Origin of the sequence: Sinomicrobium weinanense (genome assembly GCF_018863395.1) — a bacterium.
GTDB classification, from domain to species: domain Bacteria; phylum Bacteroidota; class Bacteroidia; order Flavobacteriales; family Flavobacteriaceae; genus Sinomicrobium; species Sinomicrobium weinanense.
This window is the reverse complement of the sequence record NZ_JAHKRR010000002.1, coordinates 354,482-369,952: the sequence shown is the minus strand read 5'-3', so window position 1 is coordinate 369,952 and position 15,471 is coordinate 354,482. Positions and strand designations below refer to the sequence as shown.

Below are 15,471 nucleotides of genomic sequence, written 5' to 3'. Positions count from 1 at the left end.
ATGTTTTTTTGCTGTATTTCTCAGCAAAAAAAATGCCATTACGGTGTTAATATCAGTTAAAAATATAGCGTAAAAACCGCCATGGAGGTCTTGTTTTCAGGTAGTTGTGATTGTCTTCGTTGGCGTAGGCCTCCCGCTCAAAACTGATGTTCTTATAGGCGGTATAGGCATTACGGTACTTTACCAGTCCGACGAGCCATTCCACGCCGTATATGAGATAAAAAGGAAGGATAAGAAGTTCCAGTTGCTGCCTGAGATGTATCCTTTCGTGGTTGAGGAGGACCGGGTCGTTTTTCAGTTCTGGTGTTTTCAGGAATATGACAGGCCACAGGGTCAGTCCCACGTAGCGTTTGGGAAACAGGTACTTGGAAATTAAAATCATATGTCGCTTTCAGGAATGAAATCAAAAATTTACCTTTGTAAAGGTAACAAGATATGTACCAAAGTCTTGTGGGCTTAACAAAATATTACGAGATTGGTGGCTGGTGTTCGGTGATTGGTAATCGGTGAAGGATACAGGGGGTGTCTAACGTAACGAACCGTCCAGGAACCAAAAAACCGCCCTTCGGCTTGGCTCAGGGACCAAAACTTGAAAGAAGGAATAAATTTGATAAAAAAGATCATTCCCATAGAAGAAGGAGATTATTACCTGTCGGCCGAGGGCTATAAGGTTTTTACCGGGCAATACCACCTGAAGAGAGGGTATTGCTGTGAAAGTGGTTGCAGGCATTGCCCTTACGGTTATGACAGGAAAACCAATAAAAGACGCTGATGGATCGCGTTAGTATGCAATATAAAATAAAGGTCGCTTATACCCATCACAGGGTAGATATCAGGTATCCCTAGCTTTTTCTTCGTGCTTTAAATCCCCGGATGTGGGGAAGCAGACTTCGTATTGTCGGAACAGAGACATTATTCATCATATTTTAATTCTAACAATAATTTGAGTTTGGCAGGTATGCTTTGTCGTACCCGGCCCGAACCGTAAATCGTAATACTATGACATTTCAAGAGCAGATACTGGAGGGAATTCCGGAGGAGTTACCCCCGGTAAAACCATATAATACCAATGTAAACCACGCCCCGAAACGAAAAGAAATACTCACGCCAAAAGAGAAAAAACTGGCATTGCGGAATGCACTTCGTTATTTTGACAAAAAGCACCATGCTGCGCTTTTGCCTGAATTTGCCGGGGAGCTGGAAAAATACGGCAGGATATATATGTACCGCTTTCGCCCGGACTATGAGATGTATGCCCGTCCTATTGACGAATATCCGGCCCGTTGCAGGCAGGCAGCCGCCATTATGCTGATGATACAGAATAACCTGGACCATGCTGTGGCCCAGCACCCGCACGAACTTATTACGTATGGAGGCAATGGAGCCGTTTTTCAGAACTGGGCACAGTACCGGCTTACAATGAAATATCTGGCCGAAATGACCGAAGAACAGACCCTGGTCATGTATTCCGGGCACCCCCTGGGATTATTCCCTTCACATAAGGAAGCCCCAAGAGTTGTGGTTACTAATGGTATGATGATCCCCAACTACTCCAAACCGGATGACTGGGAAAAATTCAATGCCCTTGGGGTTACCCAGTACGGCCAGATGACAGCAGGAAGCTATATGTACATCGGCCCGCAGGGAATTGTACACGGAACTACGATCACCGTAATGAACGCCCTGCGCAAAATAGGCAAAAGCCCTTCTACCGGGAATGAGGGGGCAGGGGCACTGTTCGTGACCTCCGGCCTCGGAGGGATGAGCGGAGCACAGCCCAAGGCAGGGAACATTGCAGGCTGTGTTACGGTCTGCGCCGAGGTAAACCCTAAAGCAGTGCATACCCGTCATTCCCAGGGCTGGGTAGACGAAGTGATCGATGATCCGGATACCCTTGCGGAACGGGTAAAAACCGCAAAAGCCAACAAGGAAATCGTATCCATAGCCTATCAGGGGAACGTGGTTGATGTCTGGGAACACTTCCACAACAAAAATATCCATATCGACCTGGGATCGGACCAGACCTCCTTGCACAACCCCTGGGCCGGAGGGTACTACCCGGCGGGACTGGATTTTGAAGAAGCCAATAAAATGATGGCAGACGATCCGGAAAAATTCAGGGAATGTGTACAGGAAAGTTTAAGACGGCAGGCAGTAGCCATAAATAAACATACGGAGCAAGGTACTTATTTCTTCGATTACGGCAATGCCTTTTTGCTTGAAGCCTCCAGGGCAGGGGCCGATGTGTTTGGCCCCGGTGGTGAAAATGCAGGCCCGGAAGAAAGAGAGTTCCGTTACCCGTCCTATGTACAGGATATTATGGGGCCCATGTGTTTTGATTATGGTTTCGGGCCATTCCGTTGGGTGTGCACCAGTGGTAAGCCGGAAGACCTGGCCCGTACCGATGCCATAGCCTGTGAGGTCCTGGAGGAAATCCGGAAAAACTCCCCGGAAGAAATACAACAGCAAATGGCCGATAACATCCGTTGGATCAAAGGGGCACAGGAAAATAAGCTGGTAGTAGGCTCCCAGGCGAGGATATTGTATGCCGATGCTGAAGGGCGAATGAAAATAGCCGAGGCCTTTAACAATGCCATTGCCCGGGGAGAAATAGGCGAAGTGGTGCTCGGAAGGGACCATCACGATGTGTCCGGAACAGACTCGCCCTACCGGGAAACTTCTAATATTTACGACGGTTCGCGGTTTACGGCCGATATGGCTATTCACAATGTCATCGGCGACAGTTTCCGGGGGGCTACCTGGGTAAGCATCCACAACGGCGGAGGAGTCGGCTGGGGAGAAGTGATAAACGGAGGATTCGGCATGGTTCTTGATGGTTCAAAAGAAGCTGATAACCGGTTGAAATCCATGTTGTTCTGGGATGTGAATAACGGTATAGCCAGGCGCAGTTGGGCGAGAAATGAAGAGGCCGTTTTTGCAGTAAACAGGGCCATGCAGGCAGAGCCACGCCTAAAGGTAACACTCTCTAACCGGGTAGATGATACGCTTTTAGAAAATATTTAACAGGAAGGCGTTGAATATTTCGGGCCGGACCGAGGTAAAATTTGTACTTTTATATATGATCCCTATACGTTCCCGGTGTTCCGGAAGAAGATCAGGGAAAAGTGATAAAGCCGAAGCATGACCTATTAGAAACAAATAAAAAATAAACAGATGAAAGCAATAAAACTTTTACCGGTATTTGTACTGGCGCTTTTTATGGGAGCTTGTACCTCGGTCCGCGTAGCTGCCGATTATGACAAACAGGTCGATTTTAACAAATACAAGTCCTTTGCCTTCTTTAAGCCCGGTATAGACAAGGCTGAGATCTCGGATCTCGACAAGAAAAGGATATTACGTGCCATAGAAGCTGAACTCGTGGCCAAAGGGATAGCCAAATCTGAGAATCCCGATATGCTTGTCAGTATTTTCACCACCGAAAAAGAACGGGTGGACGTTTACAATAACTATGGCTGGGGCTGGGGCTGGAACCCGTATTGGTGGGGTATGAGCTACCCGAATGTTTCCACTACCACCGAAGGTTCCCTGTTCATCGACTTTATCGATGCCGGGAAAAACGAACTGGTATGGCAGGGTAAAGGTACAGGCTATCTGACCCACAGAATGGATAAAAAGGAAGAGCGAATCAATGAATTTGTTAAGAGTATCCTGGAAAAATACCCTCCCGGTATGGAGAGCAGGTAGACTGAAAAATATTCCTGAGAAAATTAATCCTCTGTAATTGATATTGCGGAGGATTTTTTTATGCCTGATCATCTCTGTTTATGACAAAACTTAAAATAATGTTATTTTTTGTTGATTTTCTATAATGGCTTACAAAAAACAAAGTTAAAATATTATATTTATCGGGAAATCTAATCTGTTTTACCCGATGACACCAAGGCAAAAAGCAACGGCTTACTGGAAAGAGAACATAAAATACCTCTTTATTCTCCTCGGCATTTGGTTCCTGGTCTCTTACGGAGCGGGAATATTGTTAAAGGATGTGCTGAACAATATCCGTATCGCCGGTTTTGAGCTGGGATTCTGGTTTGCTCAGCAGGGAGCTATATATGTTTTTGTGATCCTCGTATTCGTATATATCCGGTTGATGAACAAGCTGGACAGGAAATACGGGTATAATGAATGAACCGGAGCCGTATTCGGAAAAAAATTTTTTCGGGGCAGGAAATGAACAACGGTGAATCCTGCTGATATTGCCAAAATGGACACAGCGATATGCTGTTTTTTTATGCCTTTTTGTGGTTTTCTTGTCATTTGGTGCCCCGGGACTTATTTTACCACAGAGATGCACAGAGGATTTGCACAGAGTAGTACAGAGCGATATAGGAGTTAAGAGTATAATTCAATAAAAGTTAATCAACCAAACCAAAACCATGAGTGTACAGATCTGGACGTATGTCATTGTGGCCATTTCATTTGCCATATATATAGGAATAGCTATCTGGTCCCGGGCAGGATCTACCAAAGAGTTTTATGTGGCCGGTGGCGGGGTCTCTCCCCTGGCCAACGGTATGGCCACTGCGGCAGACTGGATGTCGGCCGCTTCCTTCATATCCATGGCGGGGATCATATCCTTTATGGGATACGACGGTGCGGTATACCTCATGGGGTGGACCGGGGGCTATGTGCTCCTGGCATTGCTTCTGGCCCCATACCTCCGGAAATTCGGCAAGTTTACCGTTCCCGATTTTATTGGGGACCGTTATTATTCGAAGACGGCCCGTACCGTGGCCGTGCTGTGTGCACTGATCGTTTCCTTTACCTATGTGGCCGGGCAAATGCGCGGTGTGGGCGTAGTCTTTTCGCGCTTTCTCGAAGTGGATATCAACACCGGGGTCATCATAGGGATGATTATCGTACTTTTTTATGCCGTACTGGGAGGAATGAAAGGGATTACCTATACCCAGGTGGCACAATATTGCGTGTTGATCTTTGCCTTTATGGTCCCGGCCATCTTCATATCCATACAGATGACAGGCAATCCGGTTCCGCAACTGGGGATGGGAGATACCCTGGCCGACGGTTCCGGAACCTATCTGCTGGACAAACTGAACGGATTGTCCAGGGAACTGGGCTTTGCCGAATACACCGACGGCACCAAGAGTATGATAGACGTATTTGCCATAACCCTTGCCCTTATGGTAGGAACTGCCGGATTACCTCATGTTATCGTGCGGTTCTTTACGGTGCCCAGGGTTAAGGATGCGAGAAAATCGGCCGGACTGGCGCTGCTCTTTATCGCTATTTTATATACCACTGCTCCTGCAGTGTCTGTATTTGCCCGGACCAATCTCATAGAAACCGTGAGTGACAAGGAGTATACAGCCATGCCCGAGTGGTTTACGAACTGGGAAACCACAGGCCTTCTCATATTTACCGATAAGAACAACGACGGCCGTATACAATATCTCGCCGATGAAAAAGCCAATGAACTCCGGATAGATAACGATATTATGGTCCTGGCCAATCCCGAGATCGCACAATTGCCTAACTGGGTTATTGCCCTGGTCGCTGCCGGGGGGCTTGCAGCAGCACTTTCCACGGCAGCAGGATTGCTTTTGGTTATTTCCACTTCCGTAGCACACGATCTTATAAAAAAACAGATCCGCCCCGACATTTCCGACAAAACCGAGTTGTGGATCGCAAGAGCATCGGCTACGGGGGCCGTGGTCGTGGCCGGATATTTCGGTATTCACCCCCCGGGGTTTGTGGCGGCTGTGGTGGCATTGGCTTTTGGCCTGGCAGCAGCCTCGTTCTTTCCAGCGATTATCCTCGGTATTTTTTACAAACGAATGAACAAGGAGGGAGCCATTACCGGTATGGTGGTCGGCATAGTGCTGATGTTGTTCTATATGATGAAATTCAAATTCGACATGTTCGGCGGCGGCACTCAGGACGACTGGTGGTTCGGTATTTCCCCGGAAGGCTTTGGCATGGTGGCCATGATCGTCAATTTTATAGTATCCCTACTGGTTAGCAGGTTTACTGCCCCGCCTCCCGAAGATGTCCAGGAAATTGTAGAGCATATCCGGATACCTTCCGGTGCGGGAGAAGCGGCTTCGCATTGAGAAATATCTTCTGTTAACAAATTGTTCGGATAGTGGAGAAGATTATAGTTAAAAATATGTCTGAAGAATATTTTAATTATATATTTGATACGTTTTTGCAGATTTACACTGCAAAATGATAAAAAGTAAATAAAACCAGTAAAACGATGTCAGTGACGGGAGGGATTTTCCGGTAATGCCCCCGGTTGTGCATGTCCCTGCAAGCTCAGGGGACCATTCCTATCGCATATCGTTTTGGTGTAACCTAAAAACAGAAAATAACGAACTATGGGCGTTTATGAAGTAAAAAGTCTGGAGCAGTATTTTAAAGTATATAAGAGGTCGGTGAGGGAGCCAAGGAAGTTCTGGTCTAAAATAGCCGAGGATTTTGTGTGGTATAAGAAATGGGACCAGATATTGGAATACAGGCTCGAAGAAGCTGAAGTAAAATGGTTTGTAAATGCCAAACTGAACATCACAAAGAACTGTATAGACCGTCACCTGGCGAAACGGGGGGATAAAACAGCCATTATTTTTGAGCCCAACAACCCTGAAGAGCCTGCACAGCACATTACCTATAACGATCTGTATGAACGGGTTTGTAAAATGGCCAATGTACTCCGCGAGCAGGGTATTGAAAAGGGAGACAGGGTGTGTATCTACCTGCCCATGATCCCGGAGCTCGCCGTGGCCGTACTGGCATGTGCACGGATCGGGGCCATCCATTCCGTGGTTTTTGCAGGTTTTTCTTCAAAGGCACTCTCAACCAGGATACAGGATAGCGAATGTAAAATGGTCATTACTTCCGACGGTGGTTATCGTGGAAACAAGACCATCGACCTGAAGGGGATTGTGGATGAAGCACTGGAGGATTGTCCGTCCATTCAGAGCGTTTTGGTAGCTAAACGGACCAATACAGAGATATCGATGAAGGAAGGGAGGGACCAGTGGCTGCAACCGTTGCTGGACAATGTTTCCAATGTTTCCGTAGCGGAAGTCATGGATGCCGAAGATCCCCTGTTCATTTTATATACTTCCGGGTCTACGGGAAGGCCAAAGGGGATGTTGCACACCACGGGAGGTTATATGGTTTATACGGCCTATACGTTTAAAAATGTATTCCAATACGAAGAAAAAGATGTGTACTGGTGTACGGCAGATATAGGCTGGATCACCGGGCATTCCTATATCCTCTACGGACCCCTGGCCAACGGGGCTACCACTGTAATGTTCGAAGGCGTACCTTCCTACCCGGATTATGGAAGGTTCTGGGAAGTGGTGGACAAGCACAAGGTAACACAATTCTATACAGCTCCGACCGCCATACGCGCCCTGGCCAAACAAAGCACGGACTGGGTAACGAAATACGACCTCTCTTCGCTCAAAGTACTTGGGTCGGTAGGGGAGCCCATCAACGAAGAGGCGTGGCACTGGTATAACGACCACGTAGGCAACAAGAAATGCCCGATCGTGGATACCTGGTGGCAAACCGAAACCGGTGGAATAATGCTGTCGCCCATAGCGTTTTCCACACCTACAAAACCCACTTACGCCACACTGCCACTACCTGGGGTACAACCCGTTTTGATGGATGATAAGCGCAACGAAATAGAAGGCAACCAGGTTGTGGGAAGCCTGTGCATCAAATTCCCGTGGCCGGCCATGGCAAGGACCATCTGGGGAGATCACAGAAGGTATAAAGAAACGTATTTCTCTGCTTTTCCGGGCAAATATTTTACAGGCGACGGCGCCCTGAGGGATGAAGTAGGGTATTATCGTATAACCGGGCGCGTAGACGATGTGGTCATCGTTTCCGGCCATAACCTCGGTACCGCCCCGATAGAAGATGCCATCAATGAGCACCCGGCAGTAGCGGAATCGGCCATAGTCGGGTTCCCGCACGAGATCAAAGGGAATGCACTATACGGATTTATTATTCTCAAGGAAACCGGGGAGGCCAGGAACCGGGAAAACCTTACCCGGGAGATCAACCAGTACATTTCAGAACACATCGGGCCCATTGCCAAACTGGAAAAATTACAGTTTGTAAGCGGTCTGCCCAAGACCCGTAGCGGTAAGATCATGAGGAGGATACTCCGCAAGATCGCTTCAAAAGATACAAGTAATCTCGGCGATACTTCTACACTGCTCAATCCTGAAGTAGTCTCTGAGATCATAGAAAATGCAGTTTAACCGGGTATTCGGGTTTACGGGTGTGTGGGTATTCGGGTAGTAATAACCCGTAATTCGCACACACCCGTATACTCGTACACCCGCACACCCGTAAGATCATATGGCAAAAGTGATAGGGCTTATTTCCGGCCCGTTACTGTTTATTATCCTCTTGCTTACCCTGAGTTTTGATACCCTCGAACCGGGGGCCCCGCAGGTAGTGGCACTGGCCGCCTGGATGGTGATCTGGTGGATCACGGATGCAGTGCCTTTGCCTGTAACGGCTTTATTGCCCCTGGTACTCTACCCGGTATTCGGGATCTTCACAATGGCAGAAGCTGCCGCCCCGTACGCCAGTCCCATTGTTTTTCTTTTTATGGGAGGGTTTCTCATAGCCCTGGCCATGGAAAAGCAAAATCTGCATCGTCGTATCGCCCTGAATATATTGAAGATTACCGGGACCAATGCCAACGGTATTATTCTTGGGTTTATGCTGTCTACGGCCTTTCTCAGCATGTGGATATCCAATACGGCTACGGCCGTAATGATGTTGCCCATAGCCCTGTCTATCGTAGATCTCCTGGAAGAAGAAAAACAGGAAGGGCAGGAAAAAGGATACCGAAGGTTTAAGCTGGGGCTTATGCTCAGTATAGCTTATGCTGCCAATATCGGGGGAGTGACCACCATTATCGGTACACCGCCCAATGTGGTTTTTGTGGGGTTTATGAAAGAGTTCTATCAGCAGGAAGTGGAATTCGGGCGCTGGCTGCTTATCGGGATCCCGGTCTGTTTTATACTGTTACTGATCACATACCTGATGATTACCCGGGTACTTTTTGCCCACGGACTGGGAAAGCTGGAAGGGTCAGGAGGACTGGTTCAGCGAAAACTTAATGAACTTGGCAAAATGAACCTTGCCGAAAGACTGGTGGCCATCGTGTTTTTTATCACGGCTTGTTGCTGGGTATTTAAAACACAGATCAACGGCCTGCTGAGAGGGGATTATCTCAATGATACCATTATAGCCATGGGCGGCGGACTTTTAATGTTTGTCCTCCCGGTAAAGATACGCAGGCATGAATATGTGCTGAGCTGGAGCCATACCGAAAAACTTCCCTGGGGCATACTTCTGCTCTTCGGAGGTGGGATATGCCTGGCCAAAGGGCTGGAAAGTACAGGTATAGTGGAGTTTGTAGGAAACGCCATTGCAGGCGACGGAACCATGCCTTTATGGTTGCTTATTTTCCTGCTTACCGCCTTTACGCTATATGTCACCGAACTGATGAGCAATGTGGCCCTGGTAGTTATTTTTATGCCTATTGTACTGGGAATTGCCAAGACGCTTGAGATCAATCCTATGTACCTTGCAGTCCCGGTTGCGCTGGCTTCGAGCTGTGCATTTATGATGCCTATATCTACCCCGCCCAATGCCATTGTGTTTTCCAGCGGTTATATTAAGATGTCGGATATGGTCAAGGCCGGTTTTTTTCTGAACTTAATTACGGTGGTCTTTCTTGTTATTGTGGCGTTGACTTTGGTGCGTTGGGTTTATGTCTGAATAGATGTAAAAGGGGGGTGGGGAGAAAACTATTCATCTATATTTAAGATTTTTTTGAGATTTTGATTGACTAAACGTATAGTTTTATCTTCGATGGTTCCGAGCCGGCCAATAACAAGATCTTTGTCAATAGTTGCAAATTTAGACAACCTGACTAAAGATTCTTTTTTGATTCCGTTTTCCTTTGACGGGAATAATAGGATATCGGTATCTGCTTTCCACTTGGTCTGGGTAGAAATAAAGCCACTGTTATATCCATATCATTGTTTACCAATACCAATGCAGGCCTGTTTTTGTTGCCGGTTAAGTCTGTAAAGGGGAATGGGATAAGGGCAATGTCTCCTTTTTTCATTTAAATCTTTCTTTAAGGTCTTTGATGGAATACAACTCTTCCTCTTCCTTTAAGAAATCAAAAGTCTTGGAGTCACCGATTAATTGCTCCATACCTTTTTGCAAAATACCTTCTTCATATTTTTTTAGTATATAACCCGCAAAATCATACACTTCCTTTACCCTGTCATCAGGGGGCCTGGAGAGTGTTTTTAGGGGTTTATTTATCAGCCTTTCTTTTGTTGTTATCGGTGTTCTTTTATTGTAAAAATACGATTTTTAAGATAAAGGTCAGGGTATCTGTAATTTAAAATAATTTGCTGCTCTTATAAATCCCCTTTTTCTCCAGTCTGCTCAGTATTTTAAGGAAAGCAACGGCTGTAATATAAGCATCTCCTGTGGCGGTATGGCGGTCGCTTTTGGAGATGTTAAGGGCGTCTGCCAGCTCGTCCAGAGAGTGGTTTTTGTTACGGTCTATGAGGTTGGATGTTATCCGGGTACGGTTGTAGAGTACGGAAGTGTCGAGCACTTTGTTTTTTAATTTCGGGAGTCCCATTCGTTTAAGGGCGGCATTGATCATGCTGGTGTCGAAATGGACGTGATGGGCTACGAGAACGGCGTTGCTGATGTAGGCGAGGAACTGTTGAATGGCTTTCTCCTCGTCAATCGCCTCCACACGCCCGTCCTCCCTGAGCAAGCCATGTATCTTCACCGTTTCCGGGTTGAACATATCCTGTTTTATATAAATTTCCATGATATCCGGCACAGAAATGGTGTTGTGTATTACCGGGACCGCACCGATGCTCAATATCCGGTCTGTTTTATAATTGAAACCGGTGGTTTCCGTATCAAAAACGACAAAACGGGTGTCTGCAATGTCCTGTTTTTCCTTTTCACGGAAACTTTGCTCGTAGACCTGCCAGTATTCCGGGTAGTCCTCTTGCTTTTTTTTAAAGAAATTAAACATGGTAGGTTCAAGGTTTAAGATTCAATGTTCATAGTTGTTTTTTTTGTTACCCGTTGCTGATTGCCGTTTTGATCTTCACTTCATCATCAAATTAGTATATTTTTATCACATGCTATCACGATTTTTTCATCATTCCTGTCGGTTGTAAAAAACAAATAGCGATCGCCGCCATCCTGCACACTGAATTTTTTGCGTACCTGTGCTACACTTTCGGGAAAGTTCCGGATGGTGATATTGGCCTTACCCTTGTTTAACACAGGTTTGAGAACCTTTTTGGTGTAAGGATAGACGGCCGTAATGCGGAATGCCCTTCCGGGAAAGTTCTCTAGAAGTTCCTCCGAAGTATAGAGGTGTGAATGAGGGTGTAATTTACCCAGTCCTGTTTTTTCGGCAAGGGATTTAAAACCTCCTGCTTTTAAAATGGCCGCATTCGGTTCGTAAAGGTATTTCAGGGGCAGGATGTGTCCGGGGGTTGCACGGTTTTCTTCTTCCCGGTAAAACCGGAAGGTTTGTTCTGTTCCCTTTTCCAGGTTTACCGCCCGGAGGAGGATGTCGCCCCGGTATCCCTTTTTTAGTACCCAGAGTAATTCCTTCACTTCATTCTTTACAGCGACTACATGAACCTCTTTTACATCCCGGAGTTCGGTAATGCCACTCGTAATATCGAGAATAGGGGAGGTCTTGATAAGGATGTTTTCCGAATGGCTGAAAAGCGTGTCCAGATGAGCGGGAATATCGGGCAGGCAGTCCCGGAGCATAAACACTTTTCCCTTGCGGTCATTTCTCCGGGAAGGGTCGGCATAGATCCAGTCGAACTGTTGGCCTGATCTTTTCAGGTGATCGACACCGTCACCAGGTATTGTGGTGATATTTTTTACCCCGAAGATTTCGTAATTATAGGAAGCGATCTCCGACAGTTCCGGGTCGGTTTCGCAATGAAAAACACGGTCAACCTTTTCGGCAAAAAAAAGGGAGTCCACACCAAAACCTCCGGTGAGGTCTATCAGCTTTTTTCCGTCCGTAAGTCCCGCCTTGTATTTTGCAGTGACTTCAGAAGAAGTTTGCTCCATGGACAGTTTGGAAGGGTAGTAGATGTTCGGGGTGTTGTACCACAAAGGCAGTTTTTTAAGGGCTTTTTTCCGGACCTCAACCTGATTGGCAACCTCCTTCATGCTCACCCCCTCAAAAGGGCTCTTTTTTAGCAGGAGTGACACGATGTCAGTATTCTTATTTTTTAATATAAAATTTTGTACACCAGTATTTAAAATTAATTTATTCAAAGTAATGCTATAAATTTTTGGTAAGCGACTTTACAATCTTGTTTTCTGCTAAAAATTCCTTTAAAATGACCTTTATAGCCGTGTATGCGGGCACGGCAACGATCATTCCGGTGACCCCGAAAAGCAACCCGCCGATGATAATGATCAGGAAGATTTCCAGGGGGTGCGATTTAACGCTGTTGGAAAAAATAAAAGGCTGGCTAAAGAAATTATCGATAAGCTGACCGATGATAAAACCGATGAGTACATAAATGGTTTTGGGGAGTATTACACTGCTGAAATCGGCACCCAGATTACTGGTCATGGTAAGGACGATCATCAGGAACCCCCCGATAAGCGGACCTATATATGGAATGAGGTTCAACAGGGCGCAGAGAAATGCAATGACGATGGCATTCGGAATTCCGAAAATGAGTAAAACCACCGTGTATATTATAAAAAGAATAAGGATCTGAAATACCAGCCCGATAAAATATCTGGAAAGGAGATTCTTGATCTTTTCCATGGACCTTTTGGCCCTTTCTTCCTTGCCGTCGGGAACGATGGTGATCACCGAAGCATCAAATAGCCGGCTGTCTTTCAGGAAAAAGAAGGAGATGAAGATCACGGAAAACAGCCCTATACTAAAACTTCCCAAAGTGCCTATCAGGGAATTGAGGAAATCCGGGATGGCGGAAAGGTTGAACCTGGACATGATATCGGAGTCCTTTATGGTTTGCGAAATGTCTATCTGCCTCAGGGCAAAATAGTCAGTGATCTGTCCGTATAGGTTTTCCAGGTTTTTTTGAAGCTCACTTATATTGAGCAACGAAAGGTTATGCCCCTGTTGAATGAGAAGCGGGATAAACATGGCAATAAGCCCGGCCAGGATACCCACGAGGAGCGTCATGGCAATGACCACTGAAATGGTGTTCCCAAATTTTAGCTTATATTTAAAAAAGCGGACTATCGGCCGGCCGATAAGCGATATGACCACGGCAAAGGCAATGTAGACGAGTACTGATTGTATCTTGTACAGGAAAAGAAGCAGTATGGCAATGCCAACCAGTATGGCCACGGCCCTTAAAATACCGTTCGCAATTGTTTTTGAGTTCATAACGGTTGTTTATTTACTTTAGGGAAAGGATAAACACTTCCCTGCTGAGAAAAGTAAATGTAATAATTTTCCGTTAAGCATAAAGAAAACCTTTGATCTCATTTCTATGCTATACCCGGCCCATTATTTTTTTCTGGTCTTTCACACGGCGCTTGTCCTGTTCAACCTCTTTGGATGGCTGGTGCCCAGGTGGCGAAAATGGCATCTTTTCAGCCTGCTCATCACACTTTTTTCGTGGGTAATATTGGGATTCTGGAAAGGCTTCGGGTATTGTTTTTTAACCGATTGGCATTACCGGGTCTTATTTCAAATGGGCTATGATAAACTGCCGGAGAGTTACATTAGCTTTCTTATAAGCTATATTACAGGCTGGATCCCGGATGAAGGATTGGTAAATACGCTAACCCTTATTTTTACCGTCCTTGCCCTAGGATGCTCGCTTTGGGTGAATTTTTCCAAGCGGACTTTCAATAAGTAATTAAACTTTTATCAAAGCCTTCAATATCCCCACAGCCTGTTCCTGCTCCTCGAAATTCAGGGAAGCAAACCCCAGCCGTGTAGCGTTATATTTTTTAGAGGATGTGTCGTGTTCTTTGCCATCGGGGAGGATCAGGCCTTTTTCACGGGCATTTTTGGAGATGGTGGTGAGATCTTCACCCTGAAATGTGGTCCAGACAGACATTCCCCCGTCGGGGATCTTAAAAGATACACTGTTGCCGAGTTCTTCCCGGAGAAGCCGGCACAGGTGGTCTCTGCGCTCCCTGTAAAGTCTTACGGATCTCTTGATATGCCGGGCGATGGCACCTTCCCTGTACAGTTCGGCAATGGCATTTTCCATAAGGCTGTCCCCCTGTACGTCGATCGATTTTCTCAGGTGAGTGGCCGACCGGATAAAATTTTCCGGGGCAACCATAAACCCGATACGGATCGCCGGGGCAAGGGTTTTGGTAAGTGTTCCGATATAGATAACGCTTCCATACCTGTCCAGGCTGGCCATGGGCATCATGGGCTTACTGGCGTAGTGGAAGTCGTAATCGTAATCATCCTCCAGAATGGCGAATTTATAGGCCAGGGCCAGTTCCAGCAGTTTTATCCGTCTTTCGGGAGTGAGGGTCACCGTAGTAGGGTTGTGGTGATGGGGAATAACATATACAAAGCGGATCGTTTTTGTCCGGCAAAGGCGTTCAATGGCTTCTACATCTATACCATCCTCGTCTACCGGGACGCGGTTTATACGGGCTTCTAACTGCCGGAAAGCAAATTCTGCCCCGGTAAAGCCGGGCTCGCCGATAATAATGTCTTCCCCCGGTTGTATCAGTAGGGATGTAGCGAGAAATATGCCCATTTGCGAACCTTTGGTGATCAGGATATTTTCCGGAGTTACGGGCAGGCCACGGGTATCGCTCAGGTGTTCAGACAAGGTTTTACGGAGAATCAGGGTGCCTTGTGAGCCGCCGTACATAAAGTATTTCTTATGGACAGCCCTGCGGGACAGGCTTCTCATATTCCTCAGAAGTGCTTCTACGGGAGCGAGCCGGGGGTCGGGAAAACCATCATTGAACACCAGTTTCCCTTCCGGAGGGAACCCCGAAGACACGATGGGAAAAATACGGTTTTCATCAAAATTGAAATGGGTGCTTTCCGGAACCGTATAGGGTTCCTCTTTTTCTGCGATACGCTCCGGGGACAGTAAAGGCAGTTCATTTTTTACAAAAGTCCCGCTTTGAGGCCGTTTTTCGATCCAGCCCTGGGCCTGTAATTCCTCGTAAGCTGCCACCACCGTCATCCGGTTGACCTTTAACAGTGCCGCCACTTTTCGCGAACCCGGCAGTTTGACCCCTTTCCTGAAATGCCCGGACCTGATGTTGTGAATAAAAGCATTGGTGATCTGAAGGTATACGGGAGTATCCGCCTTGTGATCTATGGTTGTAATTTCCTGAAGAAAATCCATAACTGGATGAGTTTAATTATAGATTCTGGATTAAGTATGTCATCCA

15 protein-coding genes are annotated in these 15,471 nt (G+C 46.5%); 8 read left to right on the top strand and 7 right to left on the bottom strand.

What is annotated here, in order from left to right; genetic code table 11:
* Window positions 1-52 precede the first annotated feature (52 nt).
* Window positions 53-382, bottom strand: a complete 330-nt coding sequence (locus KN811_RS07245; protein WP_187967043.1) for a hypothetical protein — start codon at window positions 380-382, stop codon at window positions 53-55.
* 228 nt (window positions 383-610) lie between these two features.
* Here KN811_RS07245 and KN811_RS07240 point away from each other — a divergent pair, with 228 nt between their 5' ends.
* From KN811_RS07240 to KN811_RS07210, 7 genes are all read left to right on the top strand, one after another.
* Window positions 611-772, top strand: coding sequence for a DUF5522 domain-containing protein (locus KN811_RS07240; protein ID WP_187967060.1), 162 nt, complete (start codon window positions 611-613; stop codon window positions 770-772).
* Between the two features lie 227 nt (window positions 773-999).
* Window positions 1,000-3,024, top strand: coding sequence for a urocanate hydratase (gene hutU, locus KN811_RS07235; protein ID WP_187967044.1), 2,025 nt, complete (start codon window positions 1,000-1,002; stop codon window positions 3,022-3,024).
* Between the two features lie 150 nt (window positions 3,025-3,174).
* A complete protein-coding gene (locus KN811_RS07230; protein ID WP_187967045.1) occupies window positions 3,175-3,705 on the top strand; it encodes a DUF4136 domain-containing protein in 531 nt (176 codons plus the stop codon).
* 187 nt (window positions 3,706-3,892) lie between these two features.
* Window positions 3,893-4,150 (top strand): DUF4212 domain-containing protein, encoded by a 258-nt coding sequence (locus KN811_RS07225; RefSeq protein WP_187967046.1) that lies wholly within the window; start codon window positions 3,893-3,895, stop codon window positions 4,148-4,150.
* Between the two features lie 247 nt (window positions 4,151-4,397).
* A complete protein-coding gene (locus KN811_RS07220; RefSeq protein ID WP_187967047.1) occupies window positions 4,398-6,092 on the top strand; it encodes a sodium:solute symporter family protein in 1,695 nt (564 codons plus the stop codon).
* Window positions 6,093-6,359: 267 nt separating this feature from the next.
* Entirely contained in the window at window positions 6,360-8,264 is a 1,905-nt protein-coding gene (acs, locus tag KN811_RS07215) for an acetate--CoA ligase (RefSeq protein WP_187967048.1), read from the top strand.
* A gap of 100 nt (window positions 8,265-8,364) precedes the next feature.
* Window positions 8,365-9,801, top strand: coding sequence for an SLC13 family permease (locus KN811_RS07210; RefSeq protein ID WP_187967049.1), 1,437 nt, complete (start codon window positions 8,365-8,367; stop codon window positions 9,799-9,801).
* Window positions 9,802-9,830: 29 nt separating this feature from the next.
* On the opposite strand, the gene KN811_RS22100 is transcribed toward KN811_RS07210, so the two are convergent.
* The 5 genes from KN811_RS22100 to KN811_RS07185 form a co-directional block, all read right to left on the bottom strand.
* Window positions 9,831-10,004 (bottom strand): type II toxin-antitoxin system PemK/MazF family toxin, encoded by a 174-nt coding sequence (locus KN811_RS22100; protein WP_425596707.1) that lies wholly within the window; start codon window positions 10,002-10,004, stop codon window positions 9,831-9,833.
* The gene (locus tag KN811_RS07200; protein WP_216334746.1) at window positions 9,956-10,153 is read right to left on the bottom strand and encodes a hypothetical protein; all 198 of its coding nucleotides are present in this window, start codon (window positions 10,151-10,153) and stop codon (window positions 9,956-9,958) included. Before KN811_RS07200 ends, KN811_RS22100 begins: the two co-directional genes overlap by 49 nt.
* A gap of 285 nt (window positions 10,154-10,438) precedes the next feature.
* Entirely contained in the window at window positions 10,439-11,098 is a 660-nt protein-coding gene (locus KN811_RS07195) for a 3'-5' exonuclease (RefSeq protein ID WP_187967050.1), read from the bottom strand.
* A gap of 86 nt (window positions 11,099-11,184) precedes the next feature.
* Entirely contained in the window at window positions 11,185-12,312 is a 1,128-nt protein-coding gene (locus KN811_RS07190; RefSeq protein ID WP_345725300.1) for a class I SAM-dependent methyltransferase, read from the bottom strand.
* A gap of 73 nt (window positions 12,313-12,385) precedes the next feature.
* A complete protein-coding gene (locus tag KN811_RS07185; RefSeq protein WP_187967052.1) occupies window positions 12,386-13,474 on the bottom strand; it encodes an AI-2E family transporter in 1,089 nt (362 codons plus the stop codon).
* 106 nt (window positions 13,475-13,580) lie between these two features.
* Here KN811_RS07185 and KN811_RS07180 point away from each other — a divergent pair, with 106 nt between their 5' ends.
* A complete protein-coding gene (locus KN811_RS07180) occupies window positions 13,581-13,952 on the top strand; it encodes a DUF2784 domain-containing protein (RefSeq protein WP_187967053.1) in 372 nt (123 codons plus the stop codon).
* Here KN811_RS07180 and pdxR read toward each other — a convergent pair whose 3' ends face one another.
* Window positions 13,953-15,425: a MocR-like pyridoxine biosynthesis transcription factor PdxR gene (pdxR, locus tag KN811_RS07175; RefSeq protein ID WP_187967054.1), complete on the bottom strand. Its 1,473-nt coding sequence runs from the start codon at window positions 15,423-15,425 to the stop codon at window positions 13,953-13,955.
* Window positions 15,426-15,471 lie beyond the last annotated feature (46 nt).

Excerpts from the sequence above, each read along its gene's own strand:
- KN811_RS07195 (WP_187967050.1), bottom strand. The coding sequence starts at position 11,098 with ATGTTTAATTTCTTTAAAAAAAAGCAAGAGGACTACCCGGAATACTGG.
- hutU (WP_187967044.1), top strand. The coding sequence starts at position 1,000 with ATGACATTTCAAGAGCAGATACTGGAGGGAATTCCGGAGGAGTTACCC.
- KN811_RS07230 (WP_187967045.1), top strand. The coding sequence starts at position 3,175 with ATGAAAGCAATAAAACTTTTACCGGTATTTGTACTGGCGCTTTTTATG.
- acs (WP_187967048.1), top strand. The coding sequence starts at position 6,360 with ATGGGCGTTTATGAAGTAAAAAGTCTGGAGCAGTATTTTAAAGTATAT.
- KN811_RS07200 (WP_216334746.1), bottom strand. The coding sequence starts at position 10,153 with ATGAAAAAAGGAGACATTGCCCTTATCCCATTCCCCTTTACAGACTTA.
- KN811_RS07245 (WP_187967043.1), bottom strand. The coding sequence starts at position 382 with ATGATTTTAATTTCCAAGTACCTGTTTCCCAAACGCTACGTGGGACTG.
- KN811_RS07210 (WP_187967049.1), top strand. The coding sequence starts at position 8,365 with ATGGCAAAAGTGATAGGGCTTATTTCCGGCCCGTTACTGTTTATTATC.
- KN811_RS07225 (WP_187967046.1), top strand. The coding sequence starts at position 3,893 with ATGACACCAAGGCAAAAAGCAACGGCTTACTGGAAAGAGAACATAAAA.
- KN811_RS07220 (WP_187967047.1), top strand. The coding sequence starts at position 4,398 with ATGAGTGTACAGATCTGGACGTATGTCATTGTGGCCATTTCATTTGCC.
- KN811_RS07185 (WP_187967052.1), bottom strand. The coding sequence starts at position 13,474 with ATGAACTCAAAAACAATTGCGAACGGTATTTTAAGGGCCGTGGCCATA.
- pdxR (WP_187967054.1), bottom strand. The coding sequence starts at position 15,425 with ATGGATTTTCTTCAGGAAATTACAACCATAGATCACAAGGCGGATACT.
- KN811_RS07180 (WP_187967053.1), top strand. The coding sequence starts at position 13,581 with ATGCTATACCCGGCCCATTATTTTTTTCTGGTCTTTCACACGGCGCTT.